20 protein-coding genes are annotated in these 19,310 nt (G+C 51.6%); all 20 read right to left on the bottom strand.

Translation table 11 applies throughout. The features are described from left to right. Positions 1-205: 205 nt before the first annotated feature. The 20 genes from I2G61_RS01570 to I2G61_RS01665 all read right to left on the bottom strand — a co-directional run bounded on the left by I2G61_RS01570 (position 206) and on the right by I2G61_RS01665 (position 19,225). Positions 206-1,816 carry a carbohydrate-binding domain-containing protein gene (locus I2G61_RS01570; protein ID WP_072683524.1) on the bottom strand — a complete coding sequence of 537 codons (1,611 nt, stop codon included), beginning with the start codon at positions 1,814-1,816 and terminating at the stop codon, positions 206-208. Between the two features lie 172 nt (positions 1,817-1,988). Beyond that, positions 1,989-2,879: a translation elongation factor Ts gene (gene tsf, locus I2G61_RS01575; RefSeq protein ID WP_072683525.1), complete on the bottom strand. Its 891-nt coding sequence runs from the start codon at positions 2,877-2,879 to the stop codon at positions 1,989-1,991. A gap of 2 nt (positions 2,880-2,881) precedes the next feature. Next, positions 2,882-3,823, bottom strand: a complete 942-nt coding sequence (gene rpsB, locus I2G61_RS01580; RefSeq protein ID WP_039865011.1) for a 30S ribosomal protein S2 — start codon at positions 3,821-3,823, stop codon at positions 2,882-2,884. A gap of 182 nt (positions 3,824-4,005) precedes the next feature. Continuing rightward, the gene (gene xerA / locus I2G61_RS01585) at positions 4,006-4,986 is read right to left on the bottom strand and encodes a site-specific tyrosine recombinase/integron integrase (RefSeq protein WP_083538424.1); all 981 of its coding nucleotides are present in this window, start codon (positions 4,984-4,986) and stop codon (positions 4,006-4,008) included. Then, positions 4,971-6,281, bottom strand: coding sequence for a methylenetetrahydrofolate--tRNA-(uracil(54)-C(5))-methyltransferase (FADH(2)-oxidizing) TrmFO (gene trmFO / locus I2G61_RS01590; RefSeq protein ID WP_072683526.1), 1,311 nt, complete (start codon positions 6,279-6,281; stop codon positions 4,971-4,973). Before trmFO ends, xerA begins: the two co-directional genes overlap by 16 nt. Further along, positions 6,271-8,298, bottom strand: a complete 2,028-nt coding sequence (gene topA / locus I2G61_RS01595; RefSeq protein WP_039865010.1) for a type I DNA topoisomerase — start codon at positions 8,296-8,298, stop codon at positions 6,271-6,273. Before topA ends, trmFO begins: the two co-directional genes overlap by 11 nt. A gap of 81 nt (positions 8,299-8,379) precedes the next feature. Then, complete coding sequence (dprA, locus tag I2G61_RS01600) at positions 8,380-9,162, bottom strand: DNA-processing protein DprA (RefSeq protein ID WP_072683527.1); 783 nt, start codon at positions 9,160-9,162, stop codon at positions 8,380-8,382. 263 nt (positions 9,163-9,425) lie between these two features. Then, on the bottom strand, positions 9,426-10,049 hold the full coding sequence (locus I2G61_RS01605; protein ID WP_072683528.1) for a ribonuclease HII: 624 nt from the start codon (positions 10,047-10,049) through the stop codon (positions 9,426-9,428). Continuing rightward, the gene (gene ylqF / locus I2G61_RS01610) at positions 10,046-10,891 is read right to left on the bottom strand and encodes a ribosome biogenesis GTPase YlqF (RefSeq protein WP_072683529.1); all 846 of its coding nucleotides are present in this window, start codon (positions 10,889-10,891) and stop codon (positions 10,046-10,048) included. The genes I2G61_RS01605 and ylqF overlap by 4 nt, the downstream gene beginning before the upstream one ends. Before the next feature lies 1 nt (position 10,892). After that, complete coding sequence (lepB, locus tag I2G61_RS01615) at positions 10,893-11,453, bottom strand: signal peptidase I (protein ID WP_072683530.1); 561 nt, start codon at positions 11,451-11,453, stop codon at positions 10,893-10,895. A gap of 65 nt (positions 11,454-11,518) precedes the next feature. Then, the gene (rplS, locus tag I2G61_RS01620; RefSeq protein WP_006060887.1) at positions 11,519-11,866 is read right to left on the bottom strand and encodes a 50S ribosomal protein L19; all 348 of its coding nucleotides are present in this window, start codon (positions 11,864-11,866) and stop codon (positions 11,519-11,521) included. Positions 11,867-11,988: 122 nt separating this feature from the next. Then, a complete protein-coding gene (gene trmD, locus I2G61_RS01625; protein ID WP_072683531.1) occupies positions 11,989-12,768 on the bottom strand; it encodes a tRNA (guanosine(37)-N1)-methyltransferase TrmD in 780 nt (259 codons plus the stop codon). Further along, a complete protein-coding gene (rimM, locus tag I2G61_RS01630) occupies positions 12,765-13,271 on the bottom strand; it encodes a ribosome maturation factor RimM (protein WP_072683532.1) in 507 nt (168 codons plus the stop codon). The genes trmD and rimM overlap by 4 nt, the downstream gene beginning before the upstream one ends. Before the next feature lie 48 nt (positions 13,272-13,319). After that, positions 13,320-13,574 carry a KH domain-containing protein gene (locus I2G61_RS01635; protein WP_006060883.1) on the bottom strand — a complete coding sequence of 85 codons (255 nt, stop codon included), beginning with the start codon at positions 13,572-13,574 and terminating at the stop codon, positions 13,320-13,322. A gap of 3 nt (positions 13,575-13,577) precedes the next feature. Further along, on the bottom strand, positions 13,578-13,850 hold the full coding sequence (gene rpsP, locus I2G61_RS01640) for a 30S ribosomal protein S16 (RefSeq protein ID WP_006060882.1): 273 nt from the start codon (positions 13,848-13,850) through the stop codon (positions 13,578-13,580). A gap of 101 nt (positions 13,851-13,951) precedes the next feature. After that, a complete protein-coding gene (gene ffh / locus I2G61_RS01645) occupies positions 13,952-15,340 on the bottom strand; it encodes a signal recognition particle protein (protein ID WP_072683533.1) in 1,389 nt (462 codons plus the stop codon). Between the two features lie 136 nt (positions 15,341-15,476). Further along, the gene (locus tag I2G61_RS01650) at positions 15,477-16,601 is read right to left on the bottom strand and encodes a cell wall metabolism sensor histidine kinase WalK (protein WP_072683534.1); all 1,125 of its coding nucleotides are present in this window, start codon (positions 16,599-16,601) and stop codon (positions 15,477-15,479) included. After that, positions 16,591-17,280: a VanR-ABDEGLN family response regulator transcription factor gene (gene vanR, locus I2G61_RS01655; protein WP_006060879.1), complete on the bottom strand. Its 690-nt coding sequence runs from the start codon at positions 17,278-17,280 to the stop codon at positions 16,591-16,593. Before vanR ends, I2G61_RS01650 begins: the two co-directional genes overlap by 11 nt. A gap of 80 nt (positions 17,281-17,360) precedes the next feature. Then, complete coding sequence (locus I2G61_RS01660; RefSeq protein WP_370544665.1) at positions 17,361-17,705, bottom strand: single-stranded DNA-binding protein; 345 nt, start codon at positions 17,703-17,705, stop codon at positions 17,361-17,363. Positions 17,706-17,707: 2 nt separating this feature from the next. Further along, positions 17,708-19,225 carry a recombinase family protein gene (locus I2G61_RS01665; RefSeq protein ID WP_195547802.1) on the bottom strand — a complete coding sequence of 506 codons (1,518 nt, stop codon included), beginning with the start codon at positions 19,223-19,225 and terminating at the stop codon, positions 17,708-17,710. Positions 19,226-19,310: the final 85 nt, after the last annotated feature.

Raw genomic sequence — 19,310 nt, forward strand, 5'->3', positions numbered from 1 at the left:
CGCTTTACATCCTTTTTCAAACCCCTGCGCAAATTTTTATTTTTCCTGCTTATCTTTATTGTAGGCGATTTCCTGCAGTTTGAAAAGCAGAACGCAGAATTTGTTGACAATCTTTCAGATTTGTTGTGTCTTTCGTTTCTTTCGCAAAACAACCGGCGCTTTTTCAAATAGAACGATCGAAAAGGCGGCATGCGCCGCCTCCGGCTTATTCTTCCTTCAAAGCCTGAATTTGGGAAAATATCGCGATCGTGGAGGAAACCGTGAACGTGGCGTTCAGCTCGCCGGACGAATCGTCGGCATGGTTCTGTGGCCCCCGGCCGTCTTCCGGTTTGCCGCCCATCGGACCTTCCTGATCCGCCGGCGGTCCGGCTTCCCGATCCGCTTCGTCAGCCGGGGATTCTCCTTGCGGGAATTCTCCTTGCGGCATCTCGCCCTGCGGGCCTTCGCCTTCCTGACGCTGACCAGGTTTTCGGCCTTCGTCTTCCGGAAATTCACCTCCCTGCGGGCGCATCCCCATGCCCCTGCTTAGCGCAGTTTTGGTATAGCTCAGCTCCGTCAGCCCCACCGCTGAGGTAACGGGAGTGATCAGACCGCCAAGGTCTTCGCCTTCGACGGTTTCCGCCTGAGCCAGCGTATAGTCCTGTTCGCTGAGCTGCGGACTGGAATAGACCAGCACTGTGTAGTCATTGGCGGCAGCCAAGCCGGCGACCGGCTGTCCCGCGTTGTCAGAAAGCACAAGCTTCCCGCCGGCATTCTGCGTCTGAGCGAAGCTGAATACCATCACATTCTGCGTGGACGCGGAATCCACGTCATCAAACATATTCCCGCTGGCCAGTACCGTGCCGCCATGAATCAAAATCCCGTTGTCAGAGTCCAAGCCGCTGTCCATGCTTACCGGGTTCGCCGCGGCGATGACCGTGCCGCCGTTGATGACAATCCAGCCGTTGGAATCAATGCCGTCGCCTTCCTGACCAGCGCCGGCATCACACCGCACAGTTCCGCCGTTGATCGTGATCACGGAAATACCGTCTTCATTGGCATTCAAACTGTCGTCAGCGGAATGAATGATCCAGCTGCCGCTGTTGATCGTCATGTGCATGGAAGTCTCAATGCCTTCGTTGCTTGCTTCGACCCGCAGGATACCGGTGCCCGCGGTTTCCCCGCTGAGGTTCAGCGAAACCTTGGATTCGATCGCGGCGTCGTACTTATGCAGCTTTTTCGTCGTGCCTTCCTTATAGATTCTGGCAACGTAAGCACCTGATACATAGTTCTCTGTTCCATCCGCGACAATCAGGTTAAAGCCGGCCGTTCGGGTATCCACCGTGCTGAGCGCTTCTTCCCCAGCACATTCATAGGCGTTATACACAATGATCGCCGGGGCGACGGTACAGGTAATCTCAGCCTGATCAAGAATCAGATTGACCACGGCGTTGGGATCGTCTTTGGCGTCCTCGCCTAAATCAATCGCGATCTGGCCGGCGCTGAGTTTTCCGCTGACGCGGTAGGTTCCCGGTTCGCGGATCGTGATTACGGTATGCGCCTGCGCTTCCTCCGCGCTGTGTTCATCTTCCGCACCCCCTTCGCCATAATCAGCGCCCTGACCGGCTTGATAATAGACAATGTCGTGCGAAAGCTGCACCGCACCGGTTTGATCAGCCGGCTGAGCGTTGATGAGAATCTGATCGTCGCTCAGCTGAATAAGCGTCGCTTCTGTTTGGGATACCGGAGTCTCTGTTGAAGAAGCGGAGGGAAAGGCGCTGCATCCGCTTAGGATCAAACTGAAGCCCAGCAGCGCCGCAAAATAATTTCGTTTCATGGGTTCACCTCATTTTCAGACGAAAATAGTATATTCCTTGAACACGAACGCTGCGTGAACAACAGGAGGTGTTTCTCTGAATTTTATCATTCCGCTTTGATTGGATCCGGGGAACGAAGAGTTTCTTTTTCAAAAAAAAGCGACTGATTGCTCAATCGCTTTTTAGACTCACTTATTTGCCGATCTGCTTGGCAACTTCTTCTGCGAAGTTTTCTTCGCGCTTTTCCAGACCTTCGCCGACAGCGTAACGAACGAAGCTTTCGACTTCCGTGTTCGCAGCCTTCAGGATCTGAGAAACCTTCTGGTTCGGATCCTTGAAGAACGGCTGGTCAACCAGGCACATTTCCTGCAAGGACTTGCTCAGACGGCCTTCAACGATACCCTGCAGCACTTTTTCCGGCTTGTTGGCCAGGGATTCATCGTTCTTCATGATTTCCATCTGAACGGTTCTTTCCTTTTCAACAACGTCTGCCGGCATGTGGTTGCGGGAAACATAGCTCGGGCTCATCGAAGCGACCTGCATCGCCATATCTTTGGCGACTTCCGCATTATCGCTGTTCTTCATGACCACGCAGGCGCTGATCTTGCCGCCCATGTGCATATACGTTCCAAAAATGTCGTTGTCTGCTTTTTCAACGATTTCAAAGCGGCGCAGCGTGATCTTTTCGCCGATCGTCGCGGTGGCGTCGATGAACTTGCTTTCCAGCGTCGCCCCATTGACATCCAGCGCTAAGGCTTCTTCCAACGTCTTCGGAGCCGCTTTCAGAATCACGTCGGCAGCGGTATTGATCAGATCCAGGAACTGTTCGTTCTTGGCGACGAAGTCCGTTTCCGAGTTCACTTCGATCAGGCACGCGCGGTTGCCGTCGGTGACGACGCGGGTCAGACCTTCAGCCGCGATCCGGCCAGCCTTCTTCGCCGCTTTGGCGATTCCCTTTTCGCGCAGCCATGTGATCGCCGCTTCCATGTCGCCGTCGCATTCGGTCAGGGCTTTTTTGCAGTCCATCATGCCTGCGCTGGTTCTTTCGCGCAGTTCTTTAACTAATGCAGCGGTAATTGCCATGATTATTCAGCCTCCTTCGCAGCCTCTGCCGGTTTCGCTTCGGCAGCCGGAGCCGCTTCCGCAGCCTTGGCGGCTTCTGCGTTTTCGCGTCTTGGTGTGAAACGCTTGTTATCGCCGTAGCGGTTGTTGCGCGGACGGCGTTCTTCGTTTCTCTGACGACGGCGGCGTTCGTTTTCTTCCGCCTGCTGTTCAACGTTGATGATGACTTCCTTCATCGTGATGTCTTCGGCTTCCTGATCTTCCTGGTAAGCATAGCTTAACAGACCGCCCTTGGTTTCAACGATCGCATCCGCCAGTACGCCGATGATCAGCTTTACCGAACGAATCGCGTCGTCGTTGGAAGGAATCGGGAAATCGACTTCTTCCGGATTGCAGTTGGTGTCAACCATCGCAAAGACCGGAATGTTCAGCTTCTTCGCTTCCGCAACCGCGTTGTGTTCTTCCTTCGGGTCAACAACGAAGATCGCATCCGGCAGCTTCTTCATTTCTTTGATGCCGCCTAAGAAGTTTTCCAGACGAGCCGCTTCCTTGCGGATCTGAGCGACTTCCTTCTTCGGATAGACGTTGATCGAACCGGAAGCTTCCATTTCTTCAATTTCCAGCAGACGCTTGATGCGCTTCTGAATCGTGCGGTAGTTCGTCAGGATGCCGCCCAGCCAACGCTGGTTGACATAGAAGGAACCAGAACGCAGCGCTTCGTCCAGAACGACGCTCTGAGCCTGCTTCTTTGTGCCGACAAACAGAACCTTGCCGCCCTTTTCCGCAATCGCCTTCATCGCTTCATACGCTTCGTCCAGCTTCTGCTGCGTCTTCGCCAGGTCGATGATGTAGACGCCGTTTTTCGCCGTGTAGATATACGGTTTCATCTTCGGATCCCAACGACGGGTCTGGTGTCCGAAATGAACGCCGCTTTCGAGCATTTTACGCATAGATACAACTGACATTTTTAATTTCCTCACTTTCCGTTATATCCTCCATCACTTCCAACACTGCAACTTGATCGCTCAAGCACGGAGCAGTGAATCCATGATGTGTGTAGTGCACCCTTTATTCGCGGATGCCATGTATTAATATATCATAAGGCACTCCTGGATGCAATCCAAAAGTGCCCTGTTTAAGCCTGATTTTAACTAATTTTGACAGTTTTCCGATTTTTTAGAATGGATTGTGAATGCGGATGCGCTGCGTCAACCGATTGCTTAAGCCGATCGACGGTCACATGCGTGTAAATCTGCGTCGTTGACAGCGAGCTGTGCCCCAGCAGTTCCTGGACTGTGCGCAGGTCGACGCCGTTGTCCAGCAGATGCGTCGCGAACGAATGCCGCAGCATGTGCGGATGCAGCGGCTGGTTCAGTCCCGCATCCTGCCCAGCCTGGGCCAGAATCAGCTGCACCGCCCGCGGCGTGATCGGCGCCCCGCGCTGCGATACAAACACAAAGCCGTGCTCTTCCTTGAGATACAGCGCCCGGGAATCCCGCAGATACCGCATCAGCAGTGTTCTCAAACGTTTATAGAACGGCACGATCCGCTGCTTGTCGCCCTTGCCGGTCACCGTCAGGATCCGCTCATTGAGATCCAGCTCGGCCAGGGTCAGCGAACACACCTCGCTGACGCGCAGCCCGCAGGCATACATCGTTTCCAGAATCGCGCGGTTGCGCAGCGCCGCGGGATCGTTCAGATCGAACGAATCGAACAGCGTCATCATCTGATCAAACGTCAGAAACTCCGGAATCGTGCGGTTAAGCTTAGGCGCACGCAGCCCCCGCGTCGGGTTGACCTTGACGCCTTTGTACCGGATTAAATAGTGATAAAAGGACCGCAGCGTCGACAACATCCGCGAAAACGAGCTGTCGCTGATCTTGCCGCGGGTAATTTTGCCGCTGCGCAGAAGCGTGACATAATCAAACATCACCGCTTTGTCGACCTGACCGAAATCCGTAATCTTTTTTTCAGCCAGATAGGCTGCGAAGCGTTCCAGATCACGGCCGTAGCTGTCGGCGGTGGCTGGGGAACCGCTGCGGCGGGCCACGATGAATTCAACGAATTCCTCAGCCACGCTCATCAGCTGTTTTTTCGCGGCTTCTTCCGGCGTTACTTCGTGTTCCATGACAGCGACTGCTGAAACTGCGCCAGCTCGTTTAACGCCTGGATGCCATACGCTTCCTTGCGTTCGCTCTTTTTCACTTTCTGCACTAACGGCAGAATGCCGAAGTTTGCGTTCATCGGCTGGAAATGCTTCGGGTCGGCATGCGTGATGTAATGCGCCATCGCGCCGATCATGCATGTCTGCGGAAACGGCTCCGGCGTTAACCCCAGCACAAGCCGGGCGCATTGGAGGCCGGCATTTAAGCCGCTGGCCGCCGATTCGATATACCCTTCCACCCCGGTCATCTGCCCCGCGAAAAACAGATCTTCGCGCTTGACGGTCTGGTAAGTCGGCCGCAGGCAAAGCGGCGAATTGATATAGCTGTTGCGGTGCATGACGCCATAGCGCAGGATCTCGCAGTTTTCCAGGCCCGGAATCATCCGCAGGATGCGGCGCTGTTCCGGCCATTTTAAATGTGTCTGGAAGCCGACGACGTTATACATGCTTGCGGCGGCGTTGTCCTGACGCAGCTGCACGACGGCGTAAGGCCGGCTGCCGTCGGGACGTTCCAGACCGACCGGCTTCATCGGGCCGAACAACAAGGTCTTTTCCCCGCGCCGCGCCATTTCCTCAAACGGCATGCAGCCTTCAAAATAAATCTCTTTTTCATGTTCGTGGACAGGCGCGCTTTCCGCGTGGATTAAGGCGTCGTAAAACGCCTCGAACTGAGCTTTGTCCATCGGACAGTTAATGTAATCCGCCTCGCCCTTATCGTAGCGGGATTTGTAATAGGCTTGGGTAAAGTCGATGCTGTCCTTGTCGATGATCGGCGCGGCCGCATCGTAAAAGTAAAAGGATTCCTGATTGAAAAACGCCTGAATCTGCCGGCTCAGCGCGTCGCTGGTCAGCGGGCCGCTGGCGATAATACACGGGCCTTCCGGAATTTCCGTCACCTCGCGATGAACGACTTCAATTAACGGATGGCCGCTGACTTTTTCCGTCACCGCTTCTGAAAACGCTTCACGGTCGACCGCCAGCGCGCTGCCGGCCGGCACTTTGTATTGATCTGCGACGCTCATGATGACGGAATCCAGCCGCCGCATTTCCGCTTTCAGCACCCCGACGGCGTTGGTCAGAGCGTCGGAGCGCAGCGAGTTGGAACAGACCAGCTCGGCAAACTTGCCTGTCTTGTGCGCCGGCGTCATTTTTTCCGGCCGCATTTCGACTAACGTCACCGCGATGCCCCGCTGTGCCAGCTGCCAGGCCGCCTCGCAGCCCGCCAGCCCCGCGCCGACGACCGTTACCCTACTCGTCATCCTTTTTCTTCCCTTTCCGGCGGAAGGTTGGTTTCTTCTCGCCTTCGATATTTTCAATATGCCGGCACTTCGGGAAATTGGAACAGCCCAGGAAATAGTTGCCATAGCGGCTTTTGCGCTTGAGCAGCTCGCCTCCGCATTCCGGACAGATCTTGCCGGTCGGCTCCGGTTTTTCTTTTTCCGGCGCTTCGATTTTGCGCGTGTATTTGCATTGCGGATAGTTCAGGCAGCTGATGAACTTGCCGAAGCGGCCCTGGCGGATGACTAACTCGCCGCCGCAATCCGGACAGAGCTCGCCGATTTTTTCCGGCTCCATCTTTTCCATATTTTGATAGGCATTGTCGACCAACGGTTCAAATTTGTCGTAGAACTCCTTCAGCGACTGCACGTGATCACGCCCGCCCTCGGCGATTTCATCCAGCTCGGTTTCCATGTTCGCCGTATAGCGGACGTTGATGATCTCGTTGAAGAATTCTTCCAGCTTCTGCGAGGTCAGCTCACCCTGTTCAGTCGGGAAAAAGACTTTCGTCTTGCTTGATTCGCTGGCTTTCTTCAATTCGACGTAACCGCGCTGCTGGATCGTGTCGATGATCATCGAATAGGTCGACGGACGACCGATGCCCTCCTCTTCCATCTCCTTGATCAGCCGGGCTTCGGAATACCGCAGCGGCGGTTCCGTAAAGTGCTGATTGCCCAGCAGCGAAACCGGCGTGCATTGCTGGCCCTCGCTGAGATCCGGAAGCAGCACGTCCTTGCTGGACTCATAGTCGGAAACCATTTTTAAATAACCGTCGAACGCCAACTGCGTGCCGCTGGCGTTGAAGTCGTAGCCGTTAATCGACAGGACAACGCTGACGGTGTTGGATTTGCTCGGCGCCATTAACGAAGCCACGGCGCGGGCATAAATCAGCTTGTAGAGCTTGTACTGATCCGGCGTTAAGTATTTCTTCACCTTGTCCGGCTCATTTTCCAGATTTGTCGGACGGATCGCTTCATGCGCGTCCTGTGAATTTTCATCATTTTTAATCTTGTACTTGCCCCAGTATTCCTTACCAAAGCGACCGACAATAAAATCGTGCGCGGCTTCAATAAAGACGTTGCTTAACCGCGTGGAATCGGTACGCATATAGGTGATCAGACCTTCGCTGTGATCTTCCAGTTCGACGCCTTCGTACAGCTTCTGCGCGACCTGCATCGTCTTCTTGGCGGAAAAACTCAGCTTGGTGGACGCTTCCTGCTGCAGCGTCGAGGTGATTAACGGCGGCTTGGCTTCCTTTTTGCGGACCTGCTTCTTTAACGCGGTCACGGTCATCGGTCCCTGGCAGGCAGCCAGCGCCTCGTCGGCCTGTTCCTTATTTTTAATCTCCGCCTTCTTACCCTGAATCTTGGCTAACGCCGCGCTGAATTCCTTATCGTCCTCTTTGAACTTGGCGTCCAGCGTCCAGTATTCTTCCGGCACGAACGCTTTGATTTCTTTTTCCCGCTCGACGATCAGCTTTAAAGCGACCGACTGCACGCGGCCGGCCGACTTGCTGCGAATCTTGGATTTGAGCAGCTTGGACAGCTTAAAGCCGATGATCCGGTCGAGAATCCGACGGGTTTCCTGGGAATGGACGAGGTCCATATCAATTTTACGCGGATGATCAAACGCCTGCAGCACCGCATCCTTGGTGATTTCGTTGAACACGACGCGGTTGTCCTGGTCGACGTCCAGCTTCAATTCGCTGGCTAAATGCCAGGAAATCGCTTCCCCTTCGCGGTCGGGGTCGGTTGCCAGATAGACTTGATCGGCTTTCTTCGCCTTGGCTTTCAATTCTTTGACGGTTTCTTTTTTATCATCGCTGATGCTGTAAGTTGCTTTGAAATTGTCGTTGACGTCGACGCCCAGGCCATCCTTTCCTTTAATGGCCAGATCGCGGATATGTCCCTTGGAGGAAACTACTTCGTAATCCTTACCCAAGTATTTTTCGATTGTTTTTGATTTTGACGGCGACTCGACAATGACTAAATTTTTCATCGTCATCCTCCTTACTACTGAGTCCTTCTCAGTTCCAATAACCTATATTGCCATAACTTCAAGGAAATTACAAATGTCTTTTTAAAATTTCATGGTTTTAACACGGTTTTTACAGGCTTGACGCCGTTCCTGCGGCGTTCGCGTCAGCTGGGAGGGCTCCATTAGAATTTCCGCGCCCTGACTGATCAGCAGGTTGCAGCCCTCGCCTTCCTTATTCATTGCGGGATAGGGCAAACACCAGACCTCCCGGTTCAGCTCGATCGCTTCGTTGACCGTCAGCATCGTGCCGCTGTGAAATCCCGCCTGCATGACGACGATCCGGTCGCTCAGCGCGGCGATCAGCCGGTTGCGCCAAGGAAAGTGATGCTTCAGCGGCGGCGTCTGAGGCGGATATTCGCTCAGCAGCAGATTGGCTTTCGGCAGTTCCGTATATAAATCACGGTTATACGCCGGATAGGGCCGGTCCAGTCCGCAGCCGGCGATTCCGATCGTGCCCCGGCATAACCGCAAGGCTGCCCGGTGGGCTGCCCCGTCGATCCCCAGCGCCAGCCCGCTGACGATCACCTCGTCCTTTAACGCCCCGCAGCAGCGTTCCGTCATCGTTAAGCCATAGCGGCAGGCTCGCCGTGAACCGACGATCCCCGTCGCCGGCAGATCGGCTAGCGCCAGATTCCCCTGGTAAAACAGAATCCAGGGCGGAAAGCGCAGCTGCCGCAGCAGCGCCGGATACTCCGCATCCGCCCAGGTCACATACGGAACGGCAATCGCTGGGCAGGGTGGTTTCTCTCCCCGTTTCAGTCCTTCCGTGATCTTTTCCCATTCCCCCTGATAACGCAGGGCCAGCCCTAAAATTTGTTTCCGCATATCTTCACCGAATCCCTTCTATAAAAGATATACGCAGGATTTTCCAAAAATCCTGTTTTTTTTACCAACAGCCCGTTTTTTTTACCGTTAAGCCTAAATCACGTTAAAAATCGGCCAATGGCTGTTCCAAGGATTCCGCAGTTCCGGTCCGCCCTCCTCGAATCCCCGCGATCCTCAAAAGCAAAAAAATGATCCGTAAGAGGCAGACCATTTTCTTTCCTTGTTCAATCTCACTTATCTCAACGGTCGGGAAATGATCACGATCAATCCAAATCCAGCGTCATCTGATTCATCCGGGCAACCGGACCGTAGCTTTTGCGGTAGAATGGCAGCACGCCGTATTTCTCCATCGCTTCCAGATGCGCTTTGGTCGGATATCCCTTGTGCCTGGCAAAGCCGTAGTCCGGATATAAGCGGTCGTAGCCCAGCATGATATGATCCCGTACAACCTTCGCCAGAATACTGCCGGCCGCGATTGACAGGCTCTTCTGATCGCCTTTGATGATCGACAGCGTCGGCTTGGCGCAGTGAAGCAGGGGCATCGCATCGGTCAATACGGCTTCCGCGTTAATTTCACAGGCGATTTCTTCCATCGCTTTCTGCGTTGCGCGGTAGATATTGAGCGTGTCGATTTCTTCCGGGGTGACGATTTTAATCTTGTAGCAGCGGGCTTCCCGCAGGATCAGCGAAAACAGCTTCTCCCGTTTTTTCTCGCTCAGCGCTTTGGAATCGTAGATTTCAGAATTCGCGTAGCCGATGTCGAACACGGCTCCCGCCACGACCAACGGCCCGGCAATCGGTCCCCGACCCGCTTCGTCGATGCCGACGACATGCTTGCCCTGATCCCAGAAGCTGCGCTCATATTCCAATCCAGCCTGATGATTCATGCCGGACGCTCCCAGCTGATCGGTCCCAGCTTATCGTTGCGGATTTCGTTGATCACCATGTCGATCGTGCGCGTGAGGTCTGCCTCGCCCTGCTTATTCAAATGCTTGCGGGCAACGGCGATCTGCGTCAAAAGCGCATAGGGATCCGCGGCGAGGTTCTCCAGCGCGTAGCGTTCCTTTAACCGCTGAGGCTCGTTGACGCTGAGCCATTTCAGGGCATAGACCACGACCTCCTCCTTCGGTAAGATTTCATCGCGGATCGCGCCGGTCAGCGCAAGATGAAAACCGACGGTCGGATCTTCAAATTTCGGCCACAGCACACCCGGGGTATCAAGCAGCTCGACATCCTTGTTCAGCTTGACCCACTGCAGGGAACGGGTAACGCCCGGCCGGTCTGCGGTCTGGGCGATCTTCTTGCCTGCGAGCCGGTTGATCATCGTGGATTTGCCGACATTGGGCACGCCGACCACCATCGCGCGGATGGCGCGCGGCCGGATTCCCCGGCGGATCATCCGTTCGATTTTTTCCTTCATGACTTCCTTGCAGGCCTGCGTCAGCTTCGGCACAAACGAGTCGTGAAGCAGATCGGCGGCGATGACCAGCGTCGTATCGTCCTTCAGCTTCTCGATCCACTGCTGGGTGATTTCCGCTTCGCCTTTATCTTTTTTTGACAGCACGATCAAACGGGGTTTCATCTGGATGATTTCATCCAGCATCGGATTTTTGGAAGACAGCGGAATCCGGCAGTCGCGCAGCTCGATCACTAAATCGACCAGCTTTAAATTTTCCTGCATTTCCCGTCTGGCTTTTGTCATGTGCCCGGGAAACCACTGAATGGTCATATCAATGCACTCCTATCTGTTGAAACGGGAACAGCACGACAACGTCCTTCGCCTTGATCTGTTCCTTCTTAAACGGGCCGTACCAGCGGGAATCGCTGGAATACGGACGATTGTCGCCGAGCATGAAGTATTCGTCATCCGCCAGCGTCACCGGTCCAAAATCCTGGGTGAAGCTGCCGTTGGCGCTCTGGCTGCGCTTGTAGTCCTGATCGAAGAAATCTTCTGCCACAGCTTCGCCGTTGACAAGCAGCTGATCCTGACGGTATTCGATCGTTTCCCCCGGCAGTCCGATCACGCGCTTGACAAGATATTCCTTCTTCTCCGGCACATAGATGATCGCGATATCAAAACGCTTTAAGCCCTGCATCCGGTAAGTCAGAATATTGGAAAACCCGATCGCGTTGTTGTGCAGCGTCGGATACATGGAATCGCCGTCGACCCGCACCGGCCGGATTAAAAACCGCGTGCACAGGAACACGACGACGATGCTGATCAGCAGCATCTTCAGGAAATCCAGAATCTCCCGTCCCCAGTTGATCGGCGCTTGTTTGTTTTCTTCCATGGCAACTCCTCCCTGCGCCGCTTTGGGGCGCAACAAAAGAAAAAGCCGGATAGCTCCGGCTTCGACTAGCGAATTTCTTTGATACGAGCCGCTTTGCCGGACAGGCCGCGCAGATAGAACAGCTTGCTTCTTCTGACCTTGCCTCGACGGACGACGGTAATCTTGTCGATGATTGGCGAATGCAGCGGGAATGTTCTTTCAACGCCGACGCCGCTGGACATTTTACGAACCGTGAAGGTTTCAGCGATGCCGCTGCCCTTCTTCGCGATGACCAGACCTTCGAACGCCTGGATACGGGACTTGTCGCCTTCTTTGATCTTGACGTCAACTCTGACTGTGCAGCCCGGACGGAATTCCGGAATGTCGGTACGGAGCTGATCTTTTGTGATTTCGTTGACTAAATTCAGATTCATACTTTTTCTCCTTTTCAAATCTCGATTTTATCCGATGCTCATTCATTCAGCAGAATCAGCGGAACATGGACGCTATTAAGCTGTATTATTATAACATACGCGAGGTCAAAAAGCAATCCTTTTTATTCCAGATTCTCCTGATTTTCCGGACTTTCTGATTGCAGAAATGCCTCCGCTTTCGCTTCTTCCTCTTCCAGCACTTCATCCAGAAGCTTCCGTTCTTCCTTGGTGAAGCTCCGGTTTTCCAACAAGTCCGGACGCACCTGGAGCGTCAGCCGCAGCGACTCCTTCAGCCGGAATTTGCGGATGTTTTCATGATGGCCGGAAAGCAGCACCTCCGGCACGGTGTGACCCTCATAATCCACCGGCCGGGTATACTGCGGATATTCCAGCAGGCCGTTCTCAAACGATTCATCGAGATGACTTTCTTCCGTGATCACGCCCGGCACCAGGCGCGTCACCGCATCGGTGATCACCATGGAAGCCAGTTCGCCGCCGGTCAGCACATAGTCGCCGATACTGATCTCCTCGTCGACATACGCGCGGATCCGCGCATCGAAGCCCTCGTAATGACCGCACAAAAGAATCAGGTGATCCTGTTTTACCAACTCGCGGGCCTTGGCCTGGTTAAATTGCTGGCCGGTCGGTCCCATCAGCAGCACCCGGCTTTGGGGCGTCCGGACGCTTTTCAGACAATCGAGCACCGGCTGGCATTTCATGATCATCCCCTGACCGCCCCCGAAAGGATATTCGTCGACGCGGTTGTGCTTATCGTCGGTAAATTCGCGGATATCGACCGCTTCAATTTCCGCCAGCCCCTTCAGGCGGGCTTTCTTGATGATCGACGTCGTCAAAAAGCCCTCAAACATTTCGGGGAACAGCGTCAGGATCGTGATTTTCATAACAGTCCCTCGATCAGATCGAGCGTGATCGTTTTGGCCTGCAGATCAACCTGCTTCACAAAAACGTCGATGTACGGAATTAACGCCTGCTTGCCGTCCGGTTTTTTCAATCGGATCAGATTCTGCGCCGCCGAGGCTTCCATCCGCACGACAGTCCCCAATTCGTTCCCCTGCGGATCAATCGCTTTTAAGCCCTTGAGCTGGAAGAAATAATATTCACCCTCCGCTAAGGGCGGCAGGGCGTCCTGATCAACTGCCAGTTCGCAGCCCTTGAAATGTTCTACCTGATTGATGTTCGTCACGCCTTCCAGCAGCACAAGCAAAAGACCTTTATGTTCCTTAACCGACGCGATCGTGACCTCTGCCTCACCTTCCGGCAGGCAGACGATCAACGTCTGTCCCGGCGCAAAGCGTTCTTCAATGAAATCCGTATCCGGAACCACCTTCAACTCTCCGCGGATACCAAAGGTGTTGACAATTTTGCCAATGATCATTTTCTTCATCCGGCTTCCCCCTTCTCTGCTTTGAAAAAAGGATGCAGGGCATCCTTCTTAATACGACTCAAATTTTACCGAAATCCGGCGGTTTTCGATCCGGGCCGGCACGTTCATCAGCTGCCGCAGCGCGGAAGCCATGCTTCCCTGGCGGCCGATCAAACGGGCGATATCCTCGCTCTTGGCATACACCACTAACAGGATCTCGTTTTCGTTAAGACTTGGCAGCGACTTCACTGAAACACTGTCCGGGTCTTCCACCATCGGCTTGACCAGGTTCAGTAAGACTTTCTCCAGATCGAGTTCTGCCATACTTTACTTCGCGTTTTTTTCTTCGTGCAAACGCTTCATCAGACCTTCGCCGGACAACAGATTGCGAACTGTATCGGAAGGCTGCGCGCCGTTTCTCAGCCACTTCATTGCCAGATCCGCATCAATCTTAACGGTAGCCGGATTCGTTGTCGGATTGTAGTATCCGATCGTTTCGATGGAACGTCCGTCTCTTGGGAAGCGGGAATCCGCAGCGACTATTCTGTAAAACGGAGCCTTCTTAGCACCCATTCTCTTTAAACGCAGTTTAACAGCCATTTTTCTATACCTCCTGAAAATTACTTACTCATCATATCATAAAAAGAAAGCCTGTCAAGTGTTTTTCCTTTACAGGCTTCATTTTCTTGTATTTCTGCTTTTTACCACTTGCGGCGGCGTGGGTTCAGCGGGATGTTCATGCCCTTCTTCTGCCCCATCAGAGCGTTCATATTCAGCTTGCCGCCCTTTTGCATCTGCGCCATCTGCTTCATCATCTGGCGGGTCTTCTCAAACTGATTGACCAGCGCGTTGACTTCCTGCACGGTCGTGCCGCTGCCGGCCGCAATTCTTTTCTTGCGGGAGGCGCGCAGAATACCCGGATCCTGACGTTCTTCCCTGGTCATGGACAGGATGATCGCTTTGGAACGATTCATCTGCTTCGTTGTCTTTTCATCGTCAAGCTGGGAAGCGAACTGATTGAGTCCCGGAATCAGCTTCATGATGCTGCCTAAAGAGCCCATCTTCTGAACCTGTTCGACCTGTTGAAGCATATCGTCCAGCGTAAAGGTGCCTTCCATCATCTTGCGGGCGCTCTTTTCGGATTGTTCCAGATCCATCTTTTCCTGGGCCTGTTCGACTAAGGTCATGATGTCGCCCATACCGAGAATCCGGTCGGCCATGCGGTCTGGATAGAAGACGTCGAGATCTTCCATCTTTTCACCCAAACCGATAAATTTTACCGGCACCTGAGTGATCGAACGGACGGACAAGACGCCGCCGCCGCGGGAATCGCCGTCGAGTTTGGTGACGACTAAGCCGGTGACGTCCAGCTTTTCATGGAACGCCTGCGCGACGTTGATGATATCCTGACCGGTCATCGCGTCGACGGTTAACAGAATATCGTCCGGTTTGGCAATTTCCTTGATCTTCGCCAGTTCTTCCATCAGCGCTTCGTCGATGTGCAGACGGCCGGCCGTATCGATCAACACAATATCCGCGCCGATTTCCTTCGCATGCGCCAGGCCCTGACGGACCGTTTCCACAGCGTCGGTTTCCGTTCCCAGCGAGAACACTTCGGCCCCGACTTCCTTGCCTAACGTCTGCAGCTGCTCAATCGCCGCCGGACGAATGACGTCCGCCGCGATCAACATCGGATGCTTATTATATTTTCGTTTTAACAGCGAAGTAATCTTGCCGACAGACGTGGTTTTACCGGTTCCCTGCAGACCGACCATCATGACGACGGTCATGCCGGATTCCTTAAAGTTCAGCGTCGCTTCCTTCTCACCTAAAAGTGCGACCAGTTCGTCGTGAACGATCTTAACGACCATCTGCGACGGATTCAGCGAGGTATAGACCTCCTGCCCTACCGCTTTATCCTTAACCTTTACTAAAAAATCTTTGACGATCTTGTAATTGACGTCCGCTTCCAGCAAAGCCAGCCGGACTTCCCGAAGCATGTCGTCCATGTTTTTTTCAGTCAGTTTGCCCTGGCCGCTGATATTCTTAAACGCTTTATTCAGCCGCTCTGTCAACGATTCAAATGCCATACTTGTTTCTTCCTTTCCTGCAAATTTCTTATCCGGGATTTATTATACCAAGAAATCCGGGGCAAAGCACCTGTTTCAGCGGTTTTTGCTCAAAATCAAAAAAAGAAGGCGCAAACACAGCCTCCTTTTCTCCTTTTCAAGCTTTATCCAGCGGTACTTTCCGGACTGTGTTTTTAGGCAGAGCGCGAAAGTGCAGATGGAATTCAATCCGCTTGCCCTGACCGACAGCGTTGATCGTGCCGCCGTGCATCTCCACGATATCCCGGGCGATCGCCAGTCCCAATCCCGCGCCGCCGGTAGCGGCGCTGCGCGAAGGATCCGCGCGGTAGAACTTCTCAAATAACAGGCTGATCTGATCGTCGCTCAGCTGCGGTCCGATATTGGCGAACATCAGCTCCACCCCGCCGGCGTTTTCCTGCATGGTGATCTCGATATCGCTGTTCCTGTCGCAATACGCCAATGCATTCCGCAGCAGGTTATCAAATACCCGCGCCAGTTTGTCGGCGTCAGCCTCGATCATCACGCCCTCTTTCAGCTGCAGCCTGCACTGAACCTGCCGCTCCTCAAACAACGGATAAAACTCGTCGGTCAGCTGCTGCAGCATGACGCTTAAATTCACGGGTTCTTTATTGAGCGTCTGTTTCTGCAGCGCAAACCGTGTAATATCAAAGAATTCATTGATCAGACTTTCCAGCCGATAGCTTTTCTCCAAAGCGATCTGCGTGTATTTCCCGCGCAGTTCCTCGCTGATTTCTTTCTCATCGTTCAACAACGACAGATATCCGATAATCGAGGTCAGCGGCGTCTTTAAATCATGCGCCAGATAAACGACCAGATCATCGCGCTTCTGTTGTTCCTGCTGCTGCGCCTGTTCGCTGCGCAGCGTTTCAAATTTAATCGAATTCAGCTGATTCTCAATTTCCTTAAAATCCGTCGGCAGCACGACCAAATTCTCATCTTTATTAAAAACCTGGTTGATCGAGGTGATGATTTGTTCCAGATAGTTCGAAGTCTTACGGATCGTAAAATAGATGACGATCATAATCGTGCCGGAACCGATTAAAAACAACAGCGCCGCTTTGTTGCGTACGCAGAACCGATACAGGTCGCTGTCCAGTGAGAATAGAAAATTCGCAATAAAATCATTTAAAATTCCATCGACCAGCCGCAGTCCCAGTAAAAGCAGCAGAATCGCGCCGACAATCTGCAGGCTTAACTCCAGAAACAGCCGGATCTTAAATCGTCGCAGGCTATTTTTCAATTTTATACCCCATTCCCCACACCGTCTTTATGAATTTCGGATTGCGCGGCTGTTCGTGCATCTTTTCGCGGATGCGCCGGATATGGACCATCACCGTATTGTTGGACTCGAAGTATTTTTCCTTCCAGATGCTTTCAAACAAATCCTGCGAACTGATGACCTTGCCCCGATTCTCACACAACATCTGAAGAATTGAAAACTCCGTCGGCGTCAGATTCAGCTTTTCTCCATACAGCGTGCATTCATGCGTGCTGCAATTTAAGATTAATCCCTGAAAATCAATGATATTATCGTCCCGCTTCTGGGAATTATAGCGCATATACCGGCGCAGCTGCGCTTTGACGCGGGCTGTCATTTCAACCGGATTAAACGGCTTGGTGATGTAATCGTCAGCCCCGATTGTCAGCCCCGTAATCTTATCAATATCCTCGCCTTTGGCCGTCAGCATGATGACCGGATAATTATAATGGCTGCGGATTTCTTCACACAGATGAAATCCGCTGCAGTCAGGAAGCATGACGTCAAGAACCGCAAGGTCAAATTTGTGGTCCCGAATTAACTTCAACGCTTCCGTTCCGCTGTACTCCACGGTTGTTTGAAAACCTTCGTTTTTCAGATAAACTGAAACCAGCTGAGCGATTTCCGCATCGTCGTCGACGATCAGGATTTTCTCATTCATCATTATCCCTCATTTCGATTTCAAGTATAGCTTATAAACGGATTTCCAACAATCTGCAAATTCTTACAAAGAAATAAACGTCACACCGCCATTTCCGCTAACGGCGGATTGTTGAGCGGTTTCACTGAAATAAACGAAACCTTTTCCGCCACGATCTCCGCGTTGTAATACATCTGCCCCTCCTTCGGCTCGTAATTGTGCGCCTGCAGCCGGCCTTTCACCGCGACAACCGAACCGGGACGCAGTAAATCCGCGCAGGTTTCCGCAATCCCCCGCCACAGCACAACATTAAAAACATCCTGATCATACTCGCCATTGCTGTTGCGGAATCCGCGGTCGACCTCCAGCAACATCGTCGCGATTTTTGTGCCGGCCGCTGTCAGCCGGATTTCGGGAATTTCTTTATAATCACCATCATGATAGATGTCTACTTTAAAAAAATATCTAAGTAAATTTTACCGCCTTTGTTTATTCCCAAATCTTCGCATTCATAATCTATGTGGTCGATTATTTCTTTGAGAAAGTCATTCTTGTGTTTTGCGTCAACGCTATCATCTTTCAAACTTTCAATCACTTGATTCAAAGTGATGATTTTTTCTTCATAGTTTATTTCTTCGGCTTCTTTCGCTTTTTCCGTTTCAAGCTGTTTTTCTAATTCTTCGATGTTAGCCGTCAAAATAGACTTTCTTTCAACGAATTCTTCTTTGGTATATATTCCTTCTTCAAGATAATCGAATAGTCTTGTACGGTTCTTTTTGAGTTTTTCAAGTTCCTTTTCTATAATTCCCACCATTTCATGTTGCTTTTTATTGTTTTCAATTTCATATTCATTCGTCATTTTGATTTCGAAATCTTTTATATGTGCTTTCAATCCGAGGATAAGCGCGTCAATAACTTCATTTGTCGGCGAAGATTTCATTTTGCAAAAAACACTATGTCCATGAACATATCTTGGGGTCATATTCGGTCTAGTTGAAAATGCTTGATATACCATTTTTTTACCGCAAGATTTGCAACATAATAAACCAGCCAATGGATTTTGAAGTGGTTTCGAAATTTTCGCCCTTGAATTTTTCCCGATTCTGTTTTGCACTTTTTCAAAAAGTTCTTCGTCAATGATTGCTTCGTGTTTTCCATCGTACAGTTTAAAATTGTTTTTGTTTCGGATGTTGGTTTTTTTCATTTTACCGTCAACAAATTCTTTTTTCGTTTCTCTGTTCTTCCATCTTATTTTTCCAATATAATGTTGATTTTTTAACAAATCAATAATGGTTGCGTGAACCCATTCTTTATTTCCCCTTGGGCTTTTGATTCCCATTTCCCCTAGTTTGTTAGCAATCTTTGCGGCTCCTAAATTATCGTTTCCATACCATTCGAAAATCATTTTGACAATCTTTGCGTCTTCATTTGGTTTTAATGTTATATCTTTCTTTCCTCTGCGCCAAATATCATACCCATAAGGCGCATTTGCACCAACAAAATTTCCTTCCTGAACAGACATTTCCCTTCCCCGTTCAAGTCTTCGTTTAATGGTCTTATATTCACGTCGGGACATAAACAAACCGAATTCGAAGTATTCTTCGTCATATTCATTGTTTGGGTCATACGTCTTGATTGGTGTGATTATTTTCGTATTGGAATATTTAAAGGCTTCCGCGACGTCGCCTTGGTCACGGGTATCACCACGCGCCAATCGTTCAACTTCAACGACCAAAACACCTTTATATTTTCTTGAATAAACGTCTTCCAATAATTGTTTCATTTGTGGTCTGTTTTCTATACTCTCGCCCGAAACAATTTCTTTGTAAATTTTATCAATTTTCAACCCTTGTCGTTTTGCAAGTTCCGTCAATATTTTTTCATGACGTGCCAATGTTTCCATTTCTCCAAGGGCTTCCGCTTCCATGTCTGCCCTTGATTTCCGCAAATACATTGCATATTCCATTTTTTATCCCTTCTTTCCAAGTGTGAACAAACCCTGAACACTAAAATAAGGCTCTATGAAAGGCTTTTTTGACATTGTTCACGGT

This window comes from Holdemania sp. 1001095H_141210_F2, from assembly GCF_015558105.1.
Lineage (GTDB): Bacteria > Bacillota_I > Bacilli_A > Erysipelotrichales > Erysipelotrichaceae > Holdemania.

Bases quoted from the DNA above. Each gene is read 5' to 3' on its own strand.
- I2G61_RS01570 (WP_072683524.1), bottom strand. From the start codon at position 1,816: ATGAAACGAAATTATTTTGCGGCGCTGCTGGGCTTCAGTTTGATCCTA.
- tsf (WP_072683525.1), bottom strand. From the start codon at position 2,879: ATGGCAATTACCGCTGCATTAGTTAAAGAACTGCGCGAAAGAACCAGC.
- rpsB (WP_039865011.1), bottom strand. From the start codon at position 3,823: ATGTCAGTTGTATCTATGCGTAAAATGCTCGAAAGCGGCGTTCATTTC.
- xerA (WP_083538424.1), bottom strand. From the start codon at position 4,986: ATGGAACACGAAGTAACGCCGGAAGAAGCCGCGAAAAAACAGCTGATG.
- trmFO (WP_072683526.1), bottom strand. From the start codon at position 6,281: ATGACGAGTAGGGTAACGGTCGTCGGCGCGGGGCTGGCGGGCTGCGAG.
- topA (WP_039865010.1), bottom strand. From the start codon at position 8,298: ATGAAAAATTTAGTCATTGTCGAGTCGCCGTCAAAATCAAAAACAATC.
- dprA (WP_072683527.1), bottom strand. From the start codon at position 9,162: ATGCGGAAACAAATTTTAGGGCTGGCCCTGCGTTATCAGGGGGAATGG.
- I2G61_RS01605 (WP_072683528.1), bottom strand. From the start codon at position 10,049: ATGAATCATCAGGCTGGATTGGAATATGAGCGCAGCTTCTGGGATCAG.
- ylqF (WP_072683529.1), bottom strand. From the start codon at position 10,891: ATGACCATTCAGTGGTTTCCCGGGCACATGACAAAAGCCAGACGGGAA.
- lepB (WP_072683530.1), bottom strand. From the start codon at position 11,453: ATGGAAGAAAACAAACAAGCGCCGATCAACTGGGGACGGGAGATTCTG.
- rplS (WP_006060887.1), bottom strand. From the start codon at position 11,866: ATGAATCTGAATTTAGTCAACGAAATCACAAAAGATCAGCTCCGTACC.
- trmD (WP_072683531.1), bottom strand. From the start codon at position 12,768: ATGAAAATCACGATCCTGACGCTGTTCCCCGAAATGTTTGAGGGCTTT.
- rimM (WP_072683532.1), bottom strand. From the start codon at position 13,271: ATGAAGAAAATGATCATTGGCAAAATTGTCAACACCTTTGGTATCCGC.
- I2G61_RS01635 (WP_006060883.1), bottom strand. From the start codon at position 13,574: ATGGCAGAACTCGATCTGGAGAAAGTCTTACTGAACCTGGTCAAGCCG.
- rpsP (WP_006060882.1), bottom strand. From the start codon at position 13,850: ATGGCTGTTAAACTGCGTTTAAAGAGAATGGGTGCTAAGAAGGCTCCG.
- ffh (WP_072683533.1), bottom strand. From the start codon at position 15,340: ATGGCATTTGAATCGTTGACAGAGCGGCTGAATAAAGCGTTTAAGAAT.
- vanR (WP_006060879.1), bottom strand. From the start codon at position 17,280: ATGAATGAGAAAATCCTGATCGTCGACGACGATGCGGAAATCGCTCAG.
- I2G61_RS01665 (WP_195547802.1), bottom strand. From the start codon at position 19,225: ATGGAATATGCAATGTATTTGCGGAAATCAAGGGCAGACATGGAAGCG.